This is a genomic window from Acidobacteriota bacterium (genome assembly GCA_030774055.1).
Classification (GTDB): Bacteria; Acidobacteriota; Terriglobia; order Terriglobales; family Acidobacteriaceae; genus JACPNR01.
In genome coordinates, this window is the sequence record JALYLW010000111.1 from 1 (window position 1) to 14833 (window position 14833).

General features: G+C 64.0%; 14 protein-coding genes and 1 pseudogene. 7 read left to right on the forward strand and 8 right to left on the reverse strand.

Annotated features, from left to right (window positions below; genetic code table 11):
• Positions 1-67: 67 nt before the first annotated feature.
• From M3P27_09070 to pgsA, 3 genes are read right to left on the reverse strand one after another with little or no spacing between them, the layout of a single operon-like run.
• Positions 68-634: a transposase gene (locus M3P27_09070; protein ID MDP9268458.1), complete on the reverse strand. Its 567-nt coding sequence runs from the start codon at positions 632-634 to the stop codon at positions 68-70.
• Positions 635-661: 27 nt separating this feature from the next.
• Complete coding sequence (gene amrA / locus M3P27_09075) at positions 662-1258, reverse strand: AmmeMemoRadiSam system protein A (protein MDP9268459.1); 597 nt, start codon at positions 1256-1258, stop codon at positions 662-664.
• Positions 1242-1892, reverse strand: a complete 651-nt coding sequence (pgsA, locus tag M3P27_09080) for a CDP-diacylglycerol--glycerol-3-phosphate 3-phosphatidyltransferase (GenBank protein ID MDP9268460.1) — start codon at positions 1890-1892, stop codon at positions 1242-1244. The genes amrA and pgsA overlap by 17 nt, the downstream gene beginning before the upstream one ends.
• A gap of 233 nt (positions 1893-2125) precedes the next feature.
• On the opposite strand from pgsA, the gene M3P27_09085 reads away from it, so the two are divergent.
• Complete coding sequence (locus M3P27_09085) at positions 2126-2554, forward strand: hypothetical protein (protein MDP9268461.1); 429 nt, start codon at positions 2126-2128, stop codon at positions 2552-2554.
• A gap of 76 nt (positions 2555-2630) precedes the next feature.
• On the opposite strand, the gene M3P27_09090 is transcribed toward M3P27_09085, so the two are convergent.
• Together M3P27_09090 and M3P27_09095 are read right to left on the reverse strand one after the other, a co-directional pair.
• Complete coding sequence (locus M3P27_09090) at positions 2631-3896, reverse strand: Glu/Leu/Phe/Val dehydrogenase (GenBank protein ID MDP9268462.1); 1266 nt, start codon at positions 3894-3896, stop codon at positions 2631-2633.
• A 334-nt stretch (positions 3897-4230) separates the two neighbouring features.
• Positions 4231-5049, reverse strand: coding sequence for an MBL fold metallo-hydrolase (locus M3P27_09095; GenBank protein MDP9268463.1), 819 nt, complete (start codon positions 5047-5049; stop codon positions 4231-4233).
• Positions 5050-5384: 335 nt separating this feature from the next.
• Here M3P27_09095 and trpE point away from each other — a divergent pair, with 335 nt between their 5' ends.
• The 5 genes from trpE to M3P27_09120 all read left to right on the forward strand — a co-directional run bounded on the left by trpE (position 5385) and on the right by M3P27_09120 (position 10291).
• A complete protein-coding gene (trpE, locus tag M3P27_09100; GenBank protein MDP9268464.1) occupies positions 5385-6899 on the forward strand; it encodes an anthranilate synthase component I in 1515 nt (504 codons plus the stop codon).
• A gap of 178 nt (positions 6900-7077) precedes the next feature.
• Positions 7078-7668, forward strand: a complete 591-nt coding sequence (locus M3P27_09105; protein ID MDP9268465.1) for an aminodeoxychorismate/anthranilate synthase component II — start codon at positions 7078-7080, stop codon at positions 7666-7668.
• 101 nt (positions 7669-7769) lie between these two features.
• Positions 7770-8105, forward strand: coding sequence for a PilZ domain-containing protein (locus M3P27_09110; GenBank protein ID MDP9268466.1), 336 nt, complete (start codon positions 7770-7772; stop codon positions 8103-8105).
• A gap of 20 nt (positions 8106-8125) precedes the next feature.
• Positions 8126-9148 (forward strand): hypothetical protein, encoded by a 1023-nt coding sequence (locus M3P27_09115; protein ID MDP9268467.1) that lies wholly within the window; start codon positions 8126-8128, stop codon positions 9146-9148.
• Positions 9149-9397: 249 nt separating this feature from the next.
• Positions 9398-10291, forward strand: coding sequence for a TonB family protein (locus M3P27_09120; protein MDP9268468.1), 894 nt, complete (start codon positions 9398-9400; stop codon positions 10289-10291).
• Between the two features lie 69 nt (positions 10292-10360).
• Here M3P27_09120 and M3P27_09125 read toward each other — a convergent pair whose 3' ends face one another.
• Genes M3P27_09125 through M3P27_09135 form a run of 3 tightly spaced genes read right to left on the reverse strand, consistent with a single transcriptional unit; the run spans position 10361 to position 13686 of the window.
• Complete coding sequence (locus tag M3P27_09125; protein ID MDP9268469.1) at positions 10361-11227, reverse strand: M48 family metalloprotease; 867 nt, start codon at positions 11225-11227, stop codon at positions 10361-10363.
• Positions 11228-11229: 2 nt separating this feature from the next.
• The gene (locus M3P27_09130; GenBank protein MDP9268470.1) at positions 11230-11652 is read right to left on the reverse strand and encodes a hypothetical protein; all 423 of its coding nucleotides are present in this window, start codon (positions 11650-11652) and stop codon (positions 11230-11232) included.
• A gap of 54 nt (positions 11653-11706) precedes the next feature.
• A complete protein-coding gene (locus M3P27_09135) occupies positions 11707-13686 on the reverse strand; it encodes an adenylate/guanylate cyclase domain-containing protein (protein MDP9268471.1) in 1980 nt (659 codons plus the stop codon).
• Between the two features lie 162 nt (positions 13687-13848).
• Here M3P27_09135 and M3P27_09140 point away from each other — a divergent pair.
• Positions 13849-14767, forward strand: a pseudogene (locus M3P27_09140) (pirin family protein).
• Positions 14768-14833 lie beyond the last annotated feature (66 nt).

Genomic DNA, 14833 nt, shown 5'->3' on the forward strand with positions numbered 1-14833 from the left:
CCTGTGGGCCTCTGGCCCACAGCAACCCACCCATGGCCAATCGATCAGGCCGGCCTTGATCGGGTTCTCAAGCGTATAAGCGATTTAACTCACGCGCATTACGCGGCGACCTGTCGTAATACTCCCGCTGCCAGAAAACACCAGACCTCCCCAAGATCGTGTTCGCTCGCTTGGAGGTGAAGGACTTCAAGCTCTGGGTCGCTTTCGCCAGGGTGCGGCCAGGAAGCAGGCGAAAAACGAGATGGATATGGTTTGGCATCACCGCCCACGCCATAAGGCGATACATCTGGCCATCGAGATTCTGGATCGAATCGTGAACGATCAACGCCACGGCGGGGTTCCTCAGGTAGCAGGCTCCGGTGCCGCGATCGACATAGCGATCGATTTGGAGATTGAGCTTCTTGGTGAGTTCGCGATCGTCGCGAACACCAAGTTGCGTCAGGCGTTCCTTCATCTGCGCGACCACATGTGACGGGATGGAGTCGTGGAGACGGAAAGTCACGAAGTATGTCCCGGACTCGACCTCCCAGTGCGGCAACCGACCGCGGTCGCGTATGCGAACCGTGCCGTAGCGGGGGCGAGACGCCCCCGCGCCAGCCGGCGGGACGCCGGCGTTCCCATCGTCGGCATTCATAGTTGCGGCATTCTAACGTCGCCCCCGCTACTCGCCGAACACTTCCGCGGTGAAGGCTTCGATCGTCGCTCCCGCCTTCCACGCGTCCGGAGGAAGTCCGGCCTTGAGGCAGGTCTGGGCCAGAAAGGTGAGCGCGTCCCATCCGTGCTCGGGGGCCACCTGGGGCAGCAGCAGGCCGCGACGCGAGCCTTGGGTCACGATCAGTCCGTGGCGTCCGGGAACGATGTGCTCGGGACGCACCGGTTGCGGCAGCGCCAACACGCTGATCTCGATCCTCAGGTGGGGCGCCTCGTTCGCGGTGACGGGCGGAAAGCGCGGATCGTAGAACGCCGCCGAGACCGCCGTCTCGGCGACCGTCTGGATGAGCGGCTTGACCGCGGCCACGTAACCCACGCATCCGCGCAGCTTGCCCTCGAGATGCAAAGTGGTGAAAGCGCCGCGCGGGGCGTTGAGATGCGCGGGCACATCGGGCAGCGCAAGGTCCTGTCTATCGGCTAACGCCGCTGCGATGGCGCGATGCGCGGTGCGGAGCAGCAGCGCGCGTTCGTCGCTCGAGTAGATCGGCTGGTCATCCTCGCGTGCGTCGGCGAGTTGCGGCCCTCTCGGATCACCCGGCTGCGACATCGCTCTTCCTGCGCCGGCTCAGGATGAAGGCGCGGCGCTTGCGGCGCTTCTCCACCGTGCCGGCCACCTTCGACCAGAAGGCGGCAAAGTAATCGATGGCCGACCAGAGCGAGAGCACCACCATGATCCATATGGTGACCTTCCCGAGCCAGTGGATGGGCAGGATGAATCCGCCGAACTGCCAATACGCCCAGCGGCGGTCGAAGATGGCGGCGACAACGGCGATGATCTGCACCACCATCTTGAACTTGCCCAGGTTGCTGGCCTCGATGGTTAAGCCTTGCGTCGCGGCGATGGAGCGCAGTCCACTGACGAGGAACTCGCGGCCGATGATGACGACGGCGATCCAGGCAGGAACCATCTTGGGATTGAATTGCACCAGCGAGACGAAGGCGGCGGTGATCCAGAGCTTGTCCGCCAGCGGATCGAGCAGCATGCCCAGGGTCGTCACCTGGTTGCGCTTGCGGGCCAGGTAGCCATCGAAACCGTCGGTGAGTGAGGCCAGGATGAAGATAGCGACGGCAACGATCTCGCGCTCGCCGTTCGCGTCACTCAGCAGGCTGGTGCGCAGCACCCACAACATCAGCGGGATGGCCGCGATGCGGGTGAGCGTGATGTTGTTGGGCAAGTTCACGAGAACGGTGGTCAGTGGCCAGTGATCAGTGACGAGTGGCCAGTAAAACCGAGCGAGCCGATGGGCGATTATCTACCTTCGCTGGTACGCGCGCAACGGAAGCGCGGGTAATGCGGCGCGACTTTCCGCACAACTTTGAGCATGTTGCGCGGGTTACGTCGGTAACCGCGCCCGCAGGCACGGCATTACCTTGGTTATTTGACGGTTCTTGTGCCGGGCATCAGAATCCCCCCATGAGCGACGAGAAAAAGACCGGCGAGAGGAAGGACGAACCGATGGCGGCACAGGCGAGCGTGAACAGCGGTGACATCACCGCCAAGATCCAGGCCGCGACCGAGGAGTTGAACGAGTTGCAGAAAGCCATCCACACCGGCACGGTCGACGTGCGCGTCTTGGTGGAATTCCGTGAAGCCATGGAGCACGCGCGGCGCGCTTCGGGCGCGGTGCAGAAGTGGGTAGAAGAGGAAGCCAAGAAGGGCGGCGATCCGTTCAGCGCCGTGCGCTTCGTGGCGGCCGAGCGCATGCGCATCGCCACCCAGATGCTCGGCGAGTTGGCGCGCGACGTGGAGAGTGGCGACCTCGATTTCGATACTGCCGGTCTCGGAGACTTGCGTGCAGCCGTTAAGACCCTCAGCGAACGGCTGGCGCGGTTCGGCAAGTAAAACGGCGTTTACTTGTCGTGGTAGGTGCGAACGGGGAGCGGCGGAAGCCGCTCCCCTTCGCTTTGTGCGACGTCCACTAGGCGTATATGCCGCGCTGCCGGATGGTGAACTGCACGCGATCGATGGCCAGCATGTAGGCGGCGATGCGGTTGTTCACGTTGTGCGTCTCGGCGTAGCGCACCACGTCTTCGAACGAGCTGACCATGATGTGCTCGAGCTGTTCGTTGACCACCGATTCTTTCCAGAAGTATCCCTGGCGGTCCTGCACCCACTCGAAGTAGCTGGCGGTCACGCCGCCGGCGTTGGCGAGGATGTCGGGGACGACGAAGACCCTGTTCTCCGCCAGGATGTCGTCCGCGGCGGCGGTGGTGGGGCCGTTGGCGCCTTCGATCAGGATCTTTGCCTTCACCCGCTCGGCGTTCTGGCTGGTGATCTGGTTCTCGGTGGCGGCGGGGATCAGGATGTCGCAATCGGTAGTGAGCAGATCGGCGGTGGAACGCGCTTCGGCGCCGGAGAATCCGACGATGGTGCCGTTGCGCTGCTGGTGGTCGAGCAGTTTGTCGATGTCGATGCCGTCCGGGTTGAAGAGGCCGCCATCCCATTCGCCCACGCCGATGATCTTGTAGCCCGCGTCGTGCATCAGCTTGGCGGCGTTCGAGCCCACGTTGCCGAAGCCCTGCACGATCACGCGCGTCTCTTCGATGTTCATCCCCAGCTTCTTGAGCGCCTCGTTGGCCACGATCATCACGCCGCGTCCGGTGGCTTCCTTGCGGCCGCGCGAGCCGCCCATGGTGACGGGCTTGCCGGTGACCACCGCGGTGCAGGTCTGGCGGGTGTGCATGGAATAGGTGTCCATGATCCAGGCCATGGTCTGCTCGTTGGTGCCCACGTCGGGAGCGGGAATGTCTTTTTCCGGGCCGATGAACTCCACCAGCTCGGCGGTGTAGCGGCGCGTGATGCGCTCGAGTTCGCCCATGGAGAGCTTTTTGGGATCGCAGATCACGCCACCCTTGGCGCCGCCGAAGGGGATGTTCACCACCGCGCACTTCCACGTCATCCAACTGGCCAGAGCGCGGACTTCATCGAGCGTGACGTCAGGCGCGTAGCGGATGCCACCCTTCGACGGGCCGCGCGCGATGGAATGCTGCACCCGGAAGCCGGTGAAGACCTCGATGCGGCCGTCATCCATCTGCACCGGGATGTGCACGATGATCTCGCGCGTGGGATAGCGCAGGATCTTCCACAAACCTTCATCGAGGTTGAGCTTCTGCGCCGCCAGGTCGAACCGCGCCGCCTGGGATTCCCAGGGGTTGATCTCCTGCTCCATGGAAATGGTTCGCATAAGTCTCCGAATGAGGACTCGCGGGCTTTATGAAGCGCCCGGCCAGAGGCAACCGGAAAGTATAGAGATGCGGGGAAGGGGAGGCAAGGTGGGCAAGTAGCAGGGAGGTAACCAAGTGCAGACATCAGCCAGAGTTCGGGCACCAGTGTTCAGGCACCAGTGTTCGGCCACCAAGGGAAGAACGGCGCCACTGAGGTGTGCGGCGCCGTTGGTTGGGAACTACATGCGGGTGGCTCTGGAGGGTTGACGCACTCTAGCCCCATCTTCATGACGATAGGATGAAGGGTGCGTGAAAATCCGATGACAGCCGGCGCCGCCGTCACGATTCAGATCACTACAGCTTTATTTCCATGCCTTCCGACGCGGCACGCACCTTGGGATAGTGCTCGCCGGCGGTCTTGACGATGGAATCGATGCGGGTGTCGGAGTGGTCGGGGTCGTGGTGGAAGAGCACCAGTTCCTTCACCCCCGCTTCCATCACGATGTTCACCGCTTCGCGCCAATGGCTGTGTCCCCAGCCGCGCTTCGAGGCCTCGTACTGGTCGGGCAGGTACTGCGCGTCGTAGATGAGGACGTCGGCGCCCTGCGCCAGCTTGCGCACGTTCTTATCGAAGACGGGATGGCCGGGCTCGTTGTCGGTGGCGTAGACCACCACTTTGTCCTCGGTCTCGATGCGGAAGCCGAGGCAGCCTTGCGGATGGTTCAGCCACATCGACTGCACGGTGCAGTCGTCGAAAGCGATCTTGTCTTCTTCGATGTCGTAGAAGTTGCGGTGGGCAGCCATCTCCGTCATGTCCACGGGGAAGTACGGGTCGCTCATCTGCTCCTCGATGGCGCGCTGCAGGCCGCGCGTGCGGCTGGAGGAGTGGAAGAAGAAATAGTTTTCCTTGTTCTCGTAGAGCGGGACGAAGAAGGGGATGCCTTGGATGTGGTCCCAATGGAAGTGCGAGAGGAAGATGTGGGCGTGGAAACCCTTGCCCTGGAATTCCTTGGAGAGCGATTTGCCGAGCACGCGGAAGCCGGTGCCGCAGTCGAAGATGTAGAGGTGTCCGTTGATGCGGACCTCGACGCAGGAGGTGTTGCCTCCGTAGCGAAGGTTCTCGGGTTGCGGCGTGGGCGTTGAACCGCGGACGCCCCAGAATCTGACCTGCAAAACCTTCCTCCCATGCCCTGACGCGAGATACAGCTTTCCTCAGGCGCGGCGTTGCCGCGTCTAAGCTTGCTTCCCAGCCGCGGCGGACGGCTCTGTTTGCTCGAGGGGGAGGCTACATGCCGAAAAAGTGGCAGCAGTATACGCTATCGCTGCGCCGCCCCGTCAACCGCGGTAGAGCATTGTCCCTTAGGCACTTGCGGGTGGAACAGTGGCGAATGCGGTTCCTTTAGGGTAGAACAAGGCCGGATCACGGGGGTCGGACACCGAACCCTGGCCGCCGCATTGGTCTTTTGTCCCTTCGGCGGCTCCGTATAATCGACGTTCGACGTTTCCCCATGCTCACCCCCGATCAAGCCACCTTCGAGCGCCTGGCCGCGGACCATACCCTGGTGCCGGTGGCGCGCACTATCAGCGCCGACCTGGAGACGCCGGTGTCAGCCTTCCTCAGCCTGGCGGCGGCAGAGCCTTACGCCTTTCTGCTGGAATCGGTGGAGGGTGGCGAGCGCATCGGGCGCTACACCTTTCTCGGCGCCAGGCCTTACATGGTAGTCACCGCGCGCGGGGACGAGCTGCGCGTCGCTCATATGAAGAGCGACCACGTGCGGAGCAGGCGTAAGGCGGCGAAGTCCATCAGGAAACCAAAGCAAAGCGTCTTTGAGGTGGTCGCCGGGTTGCTCGCCGAACATCGCGTGGCGCAGGTCGCCGGGCTGCCTCCGTTCACCGGCGGAGCCGTCGGCTACTTCGCTTACGACGCGGTGCGACGCCTGGAAAAACTTCCCGCGCGGGCGCAGGACGATCTTCATCTTCCGGACTGCGTGCTGATGTTCTTCGATCGCCTGCTCGCCTTCGACCACGTGAAGCATCAGCTCCATCTGATCGCGACGGTCGATGTTCGCGGACAGAAGCCGCGCCAAGCCTACGACCGGGCCGTGCGCGAGCTCGACGAGATGGAGCGGGCGCTGCTTGCCGGCATCGCCAAGCGTCATGGCGCCGGGCGCAAGCCGATCGCGAAGCCCCTGAAGCCGCGCGCCACCACCCCGCGCGCGCGCTTCCTGAAGTCGGTCGGCAAAGTGAAGGACTACATCGCTGCCGGCGACGTCTTCCAAACCGTGCTCTCGCAGCGCCTCGAGCTGGAGCCCGGCGTGCCGCCGTTCGATATCTATCGCGCGCTGCGCGCGGTGAATCCCTCGCCCTATATGTACTTCCTGCGCCTGGGCGAGACGCACGTGCTGGGCTCCTCCCCGGAGATGCTGGTGAAGGTGACCGGGCGGCAGCTCGAATACCATCCCATCGCGGGGACGCGGCCGCGCAGTCCTGACGACGCGGAAGATCGCCGGCTCGAGCAAGAGCTGCGCCATGACGAGAAAGAGCGCGCCGAGCACGTGATGCTCGTCGACCTGGGCCGCAATGACCTGGGACGGGTGAGCGAATACGGCAGCGTCGAAGTCCGCAACCTGATGTACGTGGAGCGCTACTCGCACGTGATGCATCTCGTCTCGCATCTCGTGGGACGACTGCGCCCGGAGTTGAGCGCGCTCGATGCCTTTGCCGCCTGCTTTCCCGCCGGCACCCTGACCGGCGCGCCCAAGGTGCGCGCCATGGAGATCATCGAAGAGTTGGAGCCGGTGCGCCGGGGCGTCTACGGCGGGGCGGTCCTGTATGCGGATTTTGCCGGGAATCTCGATTCCTGCATCGCCATCCGCACGATGCTGATGCAGGGCAAGCGAGCTTACGTGCAGGCGGGCGCGGGCATCGTGGCCGACAGCGTCGCGGAATCGGAATACGAAGAGTGCGTCAACAAGGCCAGTGCCGTCATCCGCGCGGTCGAGATTGCGCGTAGCGGTGGGTAGATCAAGACCCACCACGGAGGCACTGAGGCACGGAGGTTTTTAGGATTTGGTTTTTGGTTTTGACCTTTCGGCCCTATCTTGATTGCTTCGCTTTTGATCTTTCAGCTTTGCGCTTTTGATCTTCTCCGTGACTCCGTGTCTCCGTGGTGAAGGGCTTTGTCGGGGCTAGCAGGACTCAATGATCTTCATATTGGACAACTACGATTCCTTCACCTACAACCTGGTGCAGTATTTTGGCGAGTTGGGGGAGCGGGTCGAAGTGCGGCGCAATGACCAGACCACGCCGGCGGAGATCGAGCGGCTCGCGCCCTCGCACATCGTGGTCTCGCCCGGGCCATGCACGCCGCAAGAGGCGGGGATATCCATCGACGTCATCCGTTATTTCGCCGGCAAGCGGCCGGTGCTGGGCGTTTGTCTCGGACACCAAGCCATCGGCGCGGCCTTTGGCGGCAGAGTCGTGCGCGCGGAGAAGCTGATGCACGGCAAGACCAGCGCGGTGGAGCACGATGGCCAGACCATCTTCCGCGGACTGCCCTCGCCCTTCACCGCCACCCGCTACCACTCGCTCATCGTCGCGGAAAAAGGTTTGCCGAAGGAGCTCGAGATCACGGCGCGCGTCGTCCAGGCGGGGGCCCGGCCGCCTGACGATGTGGGCGTCATTATGGGCGTGCGTCATCGGACGATGAAGGTCGAGGGCGTGCAGTTCCATCCTGAAAGCGTGCTCACCGAGAATGGGAAAGCGCTGCTCAAGAATTTCCTGGCGCTGTAGTCATTCCCCGCTTGGTCAAAAACCCAAGCTGTCTCGGAATCTGGATTGACATTCATCCCCCCGGGAACGACACTTACGCCCGCGAAAAGAGGGTTTTCCGGATGGCCACGAAAGCACAGACCGATAAGCGCGCCACCCGCCGCTTTCCGCTCAGCTTGCCGGTGGCGATGAAGGTGCAGAGCAAGGAAAGAGGCGAGATGGTCTCGGAGACGCGGGACGTGAGCGCGCGCGGCGTCTTTTTCTACATGGAGAGCGCGCCCGCCGAAGGCAGCGAGGTCGAGTTCACGCTTACCCTGCCGCCGGAGATCACGCTGACCGAAGCACTGCGTATCCATTGCTCGGGACGCGTGGTGCGCGTGGATAAGGATAAGGGCGAAGGCACCCGGTTCGGCATCGCCGCCGCCATCGACAAATACGATCTCTCCAGCGAGAATTAGCCCGCGCGCCCGGCCACGCCATGAAGTCTCTCTTCTCCCGGTTCTCGTTCCTCACCATTGCGGTGCTGGCTGCTGCCACTGCTGACGCGGCCCCGCAGTCGTTCGCCGCGCAGTCGTCCGTCGCGCAGCCCATCGGCGAAGTATTCGCCTCCGACGCCACCGTACGAGGTTCGGTACAGCTCACCAGCGGCGGCGCCAAGGTGATGAGCGGCGCCAACGTGACCGCCGGCGATGCGGCGGCGCGACTGGCGCTGGCGCGCGGCGGCGAAGTGCGCGTGTGCGCGCAGACCAGCGTGGCGGTGAGCGCATCGAGCAACGGCCGCGAGCTCATGTTCGCCATGGGCTCGGGCGCCATCGAGGCGGATTACAAGCTGGCGGGCTCCGCCGACACCGACATCATTGTCACGCCCGACTTCCGCATCCTGCTGGCCGGGCCGGGAACGTTTCACTTCGCGTTGCGCAGCCGTCCCAACGGCGATACCTGCGTGCAGGCGCGCACTTCCAATGGCGCGTCGCTGGTGCTCACCGAGATGATGGGCGACGCCACCTATCAAGTGAAGCCCCACGAGCGAGTGCTCTTCCGCAAGGGAAGATTGAGCGAGCCCCAGGCGAACCCGATGGGCGACTGTGGGTGTCCGCCGCCGGCAGCTCCGGCGCCCGTGCTGCGCGCGGAGGCGCCGAAGCCGGCGCCAGCGAGCGTCCCGGTGCTGATCGCGACCGAGGCCGTCGCTCCGCAAACCAAGCCGCCGGAAGCTCCCGCGCCGGAGCTGAAAACCGATCTCACGCGCGTCGAGGTGGATTCACCCTTCGTCTTCCGGGCAGAGGATCTGCGCAAAGAGGATCAGCGGCTGAACAAAGGCGACGTGAACAAAGGTGACGTGAACAAAGACGACGTGCCTCCGGCCGAGCATCCGTTGCGCGCCTCGCTCGCCACCTTGCCCAAGCTGCCGGCGGTGGCGGCGCTGCCACCGGCGCCGCCCACTCCGAAGAGGAAGGGCGCCTTCGCGCGACTGAAGTCTTTCTTCGGGGCGCTGTTCAAGTAGAGCGGCGAGTCGCCACGGCCCCACCTCACACCCAAGCGCCCGCTCGGGGGCGAGCGGGCTACAACTCGATTGCGCTCCCACACATAAACTCTGCAAGTCCGGCGGGGCGTCTCGTTCTCCCTCCAGGGGCAGGAAGAGGTTGGAGTTAACCGCGTCAGGCACGTGTTTTCTGGGCGTGTGCGAGGCGGCCGGCAGCAAGAATTCTGGAACTTTCCACCTGCAACCGGCATATACTGGGTGGGTTCGCCAATGGCTACTTCTGCCGTAAACAAGAGTCCGAAGCTGCCGGGCGCGGGGTCTCGTCCGCCCGACATCCTACCCACGCTGTTCGGGGTGGGGTACGGAACCTATGGCGTCCAGCCCAAGACCTTCATCCTGTCATTCCTGGCGCACACCGCAGCGGTCGCCCTCATGCTGACCTCGGGCTTCCTGTTCGTGAAGCATAAGGACGAGATCAAGCGCAACGTGGTCTCGCTCGTCGGCGCCGAACTCAGCGACTACGTGCTGCCCGTCTCCTCGAAGAAGGCGGGCGGCGGCGGTGGCGGCGGCGATCGCGACAAGCTCGATGCCTCGGCCGGCAAGCTGCCCAAGAAATCTCTGGAGCAGTTCACTCCGCCGGCGGCGGTGATCCGCAATCCTGATCCGAAATTGGCGATGGAGCCGACCGTGGTGATGCCGAATATCCCGGTAGCGGAGCCGAACATCGCCGCACTCGGCGATCCCAAGGGCGTGATCGGTCCGCCTTCGAACGGCACCGGCTCAGGCGCGGGCATTGGTTCAGGTTCTGGCGGCGGCGTTGGCTCAGGCCGCGGACCGGGCGTGGGCCCAGGCTGGGGCGGCGGCATCGGTGGCGGCGCCTATCGCGTGGGCGGCGGCGTGAGCGCACCGCGCGCGCTCTATGCGCCCGATCCGGAGTACTCGGAAGAAGCGCGCAAGGCCAAGTACATGGGCGTGGTGGTGCTGTGGGTCGTGGTCGGTCCGGATGGCCGCGTGCACGATATGCGCGTGCAGCGCTCGCTCGGCCTGGGATTAGATGAGAAGGCGATGGAAGCCGTCCGGCAATGGAAGTTCGATCCCGCGCGCAAAGATGGACAGCCCGTCGCGGTGCAGATCAATGTGGAAGTGAACTTCCGGCTGTACTAAGAGACGCACTAAGAGTTTTGAAGTTCAAAAGCCCCGCGCTACGGCGCGGGGCTTTTTATTCGCCCGAGCTTATTCGCCCGAGCCTGGCTTTTTCTCGGCCGTCCTATCCGTCTCCGCCGCCGTGTTCTTCTTGAATCGCTCGGCCAGCGTCTGTCCCGTCGCGGGATACTTCTTCAGCAGGTCATTCAGCTTGGCCACGCGGGTAGAGAACGCGGGATGCGTCTTGCCGTTCCACATCCCGGTCTTCTGCTGGTTGGCAGCGTCGGCAGCGAAGACGGCGAGCGTCTCGAGGAAGGCTTTCAATCCCGCGGGCGCGTAGCCGGCCTGCGCGGCGAAGTCGGTGCCTTTCTTGTCGGCGTCATTCTCTTTGTCGGGACCGTAATTCTGGGTGAGCGCCTGTGTGACGAGCTCGTTAGCCAGGCCGGTGAGCACGGAGAGGGGCAGGCGCGAGGTGCCCTCTTCGACCGCCAGGCCGGTCAGCTTCTTGTTGCGGATGATGGTCTCGAGATGGCGCGCGTCCACGTGCGCGACCTCGTGCGCGAGGGTGCCGGCGAGCTCGGACTCATCCTTCATCTTCTCCAGCGCGCCGCGGGTGACGAAGATGTATCCGCCGGGCATGGCGCAAGCCCACGCGATGGGCGTGTTGAGGATGCCGACGTGATATTGCAGCGAGCGCCTGCCGTATTGCGCCACTGACGCGGCGACCAGGTTCACGTACTTCGTCTCCGCTTCGTTCTGGTAGAGCGGGAAGATGTGGATGATCTTCGCCGCCGCCGCCTGGCCGATGCTGTTCTCCTGCTCGGGCGTCCATGGAGTCGTGGCGTCGGAGACGCGCTTCGCTTTGCCGAGGTTATCGAGCACGCCGCCCAGCTGCGCTTGCGCGGGGAGCGCGAGCGCGGCGGCCAGGGTGAGGACAAAAAACATTCTTGTGCGCATGACTATTGACCTCCCTTCGACTTGAGGTTGCCATCGGTGAGGAACTGCTTCAGGTCAGCGGGCGCAACGCTGCTCTCTGACATCGCAACGGCCGCGGCCGCGTCCTCAGCGCTCGGACTCGCGTTCAACACCGCGTTCTCGACCGTGCCATCGGGATTCAGTCCGCTGAAACCCATCGCGGTGGTGTCTTTCTTCTGCTTCGCGGTGGCGGAGTCGTCGGAGAAGAGCGGTTTCTTCTCTTCTTCCTTCTTCTTGTCGTCTTCGGCCTTCTTCTTGTCCGCGTCGGTTTGCGCGGGCTGCGCCGGTTGTTCCTTCGGTTTCTTTTTGAAGACGCCGCCGAGGCCACTGGGCAATTGCGGCGTAGCAGAAGCCGATGAGCTCAGCACGAGCGCCAAGAGGCACAGTCTCGCTAGTATCCGTTTCATGACGGGTCTCCTATGTCCTAAGCGCCGGAGCCGGCTTTCGCGACTCCGGGGTCCTTACGTCTCGCTGGTATCACTGCCAATCCCTTGCAACTCGAATATCTGCGTTTCCACCGTCTTGCCCTTCACCTTCACGCCCCCGAGCGGGCGCACCTGCGCCGTCGAGCCGAGGCGCGCCAGCGTCTGCTCGCTGACGATGATGGACGTCTTGTATTCTTTATTCAAGCTTTCCAGGCGCGCGGCCAGGTTCACGGCATCGCCGATCACGGTGAACTCGATCTTCTTGCCGCTGCCCACGTTGCCGAACACCACTTCGCCAGTGTTCAAACCGATGCCGATGGCGAGCTCCTGCCGCCCTTCGCTCGCCCACTTCACGTTCAACTGCTCCAGCCGCGCCATCATCGCGAGCGAGGCCCTGGCGGCAAGTTCGGCGTGGTTCTTGCCCGGGGTGAACGCGCCCCAGTAAGCGAGGATGCCGTCGCCGATGAACTTGTCCACGATGCCATCGTGCGCGAAGACGATCTCCGTCATGGCGGCGAGGTATTCGTTGAGCAGCGCGATGAGCTCGGTTGGGTCTGTCTTTTCGGTGAGCGTGGTGAAGTTCCGTACGTCGGAGAAGAAGATGGTGAGCTCGCGCTTCTCGCCCGCCAGGTTGATGGAATCCAGGTGCTCGAGCACGTAGTTGACGAGTTGCGGCGAGATGTAGCGGTCCAGCGTTCCCCGCGTGCGGCGCAACTCGCGCCCGGTAGTGGCGTAGCGCACCGCACCGGTGGAGAGGAACGCGAAAACAAAAGCAAAGCCGGGAGCGACCAGCGGCAGCCACAGCGCCCAGCACGAGAACACGGCAAAACTCGCGGCCACGTAAGCCGCCACCAGCACTGCCCCCACCACGCTATCGACCCAGCCGGCATGGGCGCGGAATCCGACGACGAGCAGCGTTCCCGCCGCCGCCATCGTCACGACCAGCGCGTACAGCGCCCACGCCGGCGCCGGACGAATGCCTTCGCCGTGCAGCAGGTTGTCGATGGCGGTGGCGTGTGCGATGAATCCCGGCGTGATCTCGGAGAACGGGGTGGGGTGGACGTCTTGGATGCCGGGAGCGCTTGCCCCCACCAGCACGATCTTGTCCTTGAAATACTCGGGCGGATACTTGGCCAGCTCGCGCAGCGGGATGCGCTTATAGGCAAAGAGTCCGGCGCTGAGCGCGGGATCGGGGTCGACGTTCCCATGCCAGCGCAGAAGCAGTCTCCCGTCGTGGTCGCGCGGACCTCCGACCAGCGCCGGATTCGCGAGCCTTGCGGCGCGTTGGGCCACGCTGGGGTATGCGTTCTGACCGGCGGCGAACCAGAGTGGGACGCGGCGGATGACGCCGTCGGGATCCACCGTGGCGTTGCCGGCGCCCAGCCCGGCGGCGGCCGCGGCCAGCGTCGGCAGCGGCGTGTTGAGCGGCAGCGTGGGGTCATCCTTTGCAGAGACCCGCTCGGCGCGGGCTATGCCGCCCTGCGCTTCACGCTTCAGCAACTGCCATTTCACTGTGATGGAAGAGGCGGCGGCGGTGTCGGTGGGGGAAACGGAGAAATCCACCTCGTCTTCCGAGGTGAAGGTGTAGGCCAGCACCACATTCTCGGAGTTGCGGATGGCGCTGGCGAATGCCTCGTCGGCGGCGGCGTCGTCGCTCGCACCGGAGAAAAAGATGTCGAAGACTATTGCGCGCGGGTGTCCCTTACCCACGTGGTCCACCACCTGCGCCCAGACGCGGCGCGTCCATGGCCAGCGTCCAAGTCGCTCGCGCAGACGGTCGAAGCTCGCCGTGTCCACGTCCACGATCACGATGCTTGGATCGGAGTTTGATTTGGAAGCGTCGGCAGGTCTCGACTTGGCCGCCGCGCGCACGCGCGCGTCGTAGGTACCGGCCTCGAGCCAGCGGAAGGCGTTCGTCTGCGCCAGCAGGATCGCCAGTCCCGTGGAGAGGATGAAGCAAGCGAGCGCGCCGCGCAGGAATCGCTTGCGGGTTCGGGCCGTGTGTGTGGGAGCCATCGAAAAGGGTGCGTTGGGGAGGGAAGCTTACAACAACTTTGGGGGTGGCAGCACCCGGTTGCCGTCGGGAAAAATCTCTAGGTGGTGGCGCCCACGTTTTCGTGACACTCGTCGGGTGAGAGTAAACTTTCTTTTCCGTCCGTAGTGGCGGGGAGGCCAGCCATGTCCATCCGGCCAGTCAAGCGGCTCATCAAGGCAAAACCGACTCTCGAAGGCGCGGGCGTCCACTTGCGGCGGGCCTTCGGATTCGGCAACACTTCGGACTTCGATCCCTTCCTGCTGCTCGACGATTTCCGCAACGATGTCCCCGCGGATTATCTCGCCGGATTTCCCTGGCATCCGCATCGCGGCATCGAGACCATCACCTACGTGCTCGCGGGCACGGTGGAGCACGGCGACAGCATGGGAAACCAGGGCGCCATCGCCGCCGGTGACGTGCAATGGATGACCGCGGGAAGCGGCATCATCCATCAGGAGATGCCGAAGGGTGATCCCATCGGACGCATGCACGGCTTCCAGTTGTGGGCGAACCTGCCTTCCGCGCTCAAGATGACCGCGCCGCGCTACCAGGAGGTGAAGGAGGCGGAGATCCCCGTGGTCACCGAAGATGACGGCACCGAAGCGCGCATCGTGTGTGGCACGTTCTGGGGCAAGACCGGTCCGGTGCAGGGGATTGCCGCCGATCCCAGCTACATCGATGTGACCGTGCCGCCGGAGCGGCGCAAGACGTTGCCGGTGGAACTCACGCGGCACGCGTTTGCTTACGTCTTTGCCGGGTCAGGGAAGTTTTGCAATGCCTCCGAGCCGCTCGCGGTGCCGACCGAAGGCGTGGGATGGGCAGACACCGTGGTCCCCACGGCGGCCGAAGATCGCTCACTCGTTCTCTTCGATAGCGGGGACGAGGTCACGGTGCAGGCGGGCGTGGATGGTGTTCTTCCTGCTCGTCTCGGGGAAACCGCTCGAGGAGCCGGTCGCGTGGTATGGGCCCATCGTGATGAACACGCAGGAACAACTGCGGGAAGCGTTCTCTGAACTCGATCGCGGGACGTTCCTCACGCACGGAAAAGCTTCTGGCAAATAAACAATGGCGGGCGCGACGCCGGCGCCCCACTACGATGTGACCCGCGCCGGCGAGACGGGGCAAGCC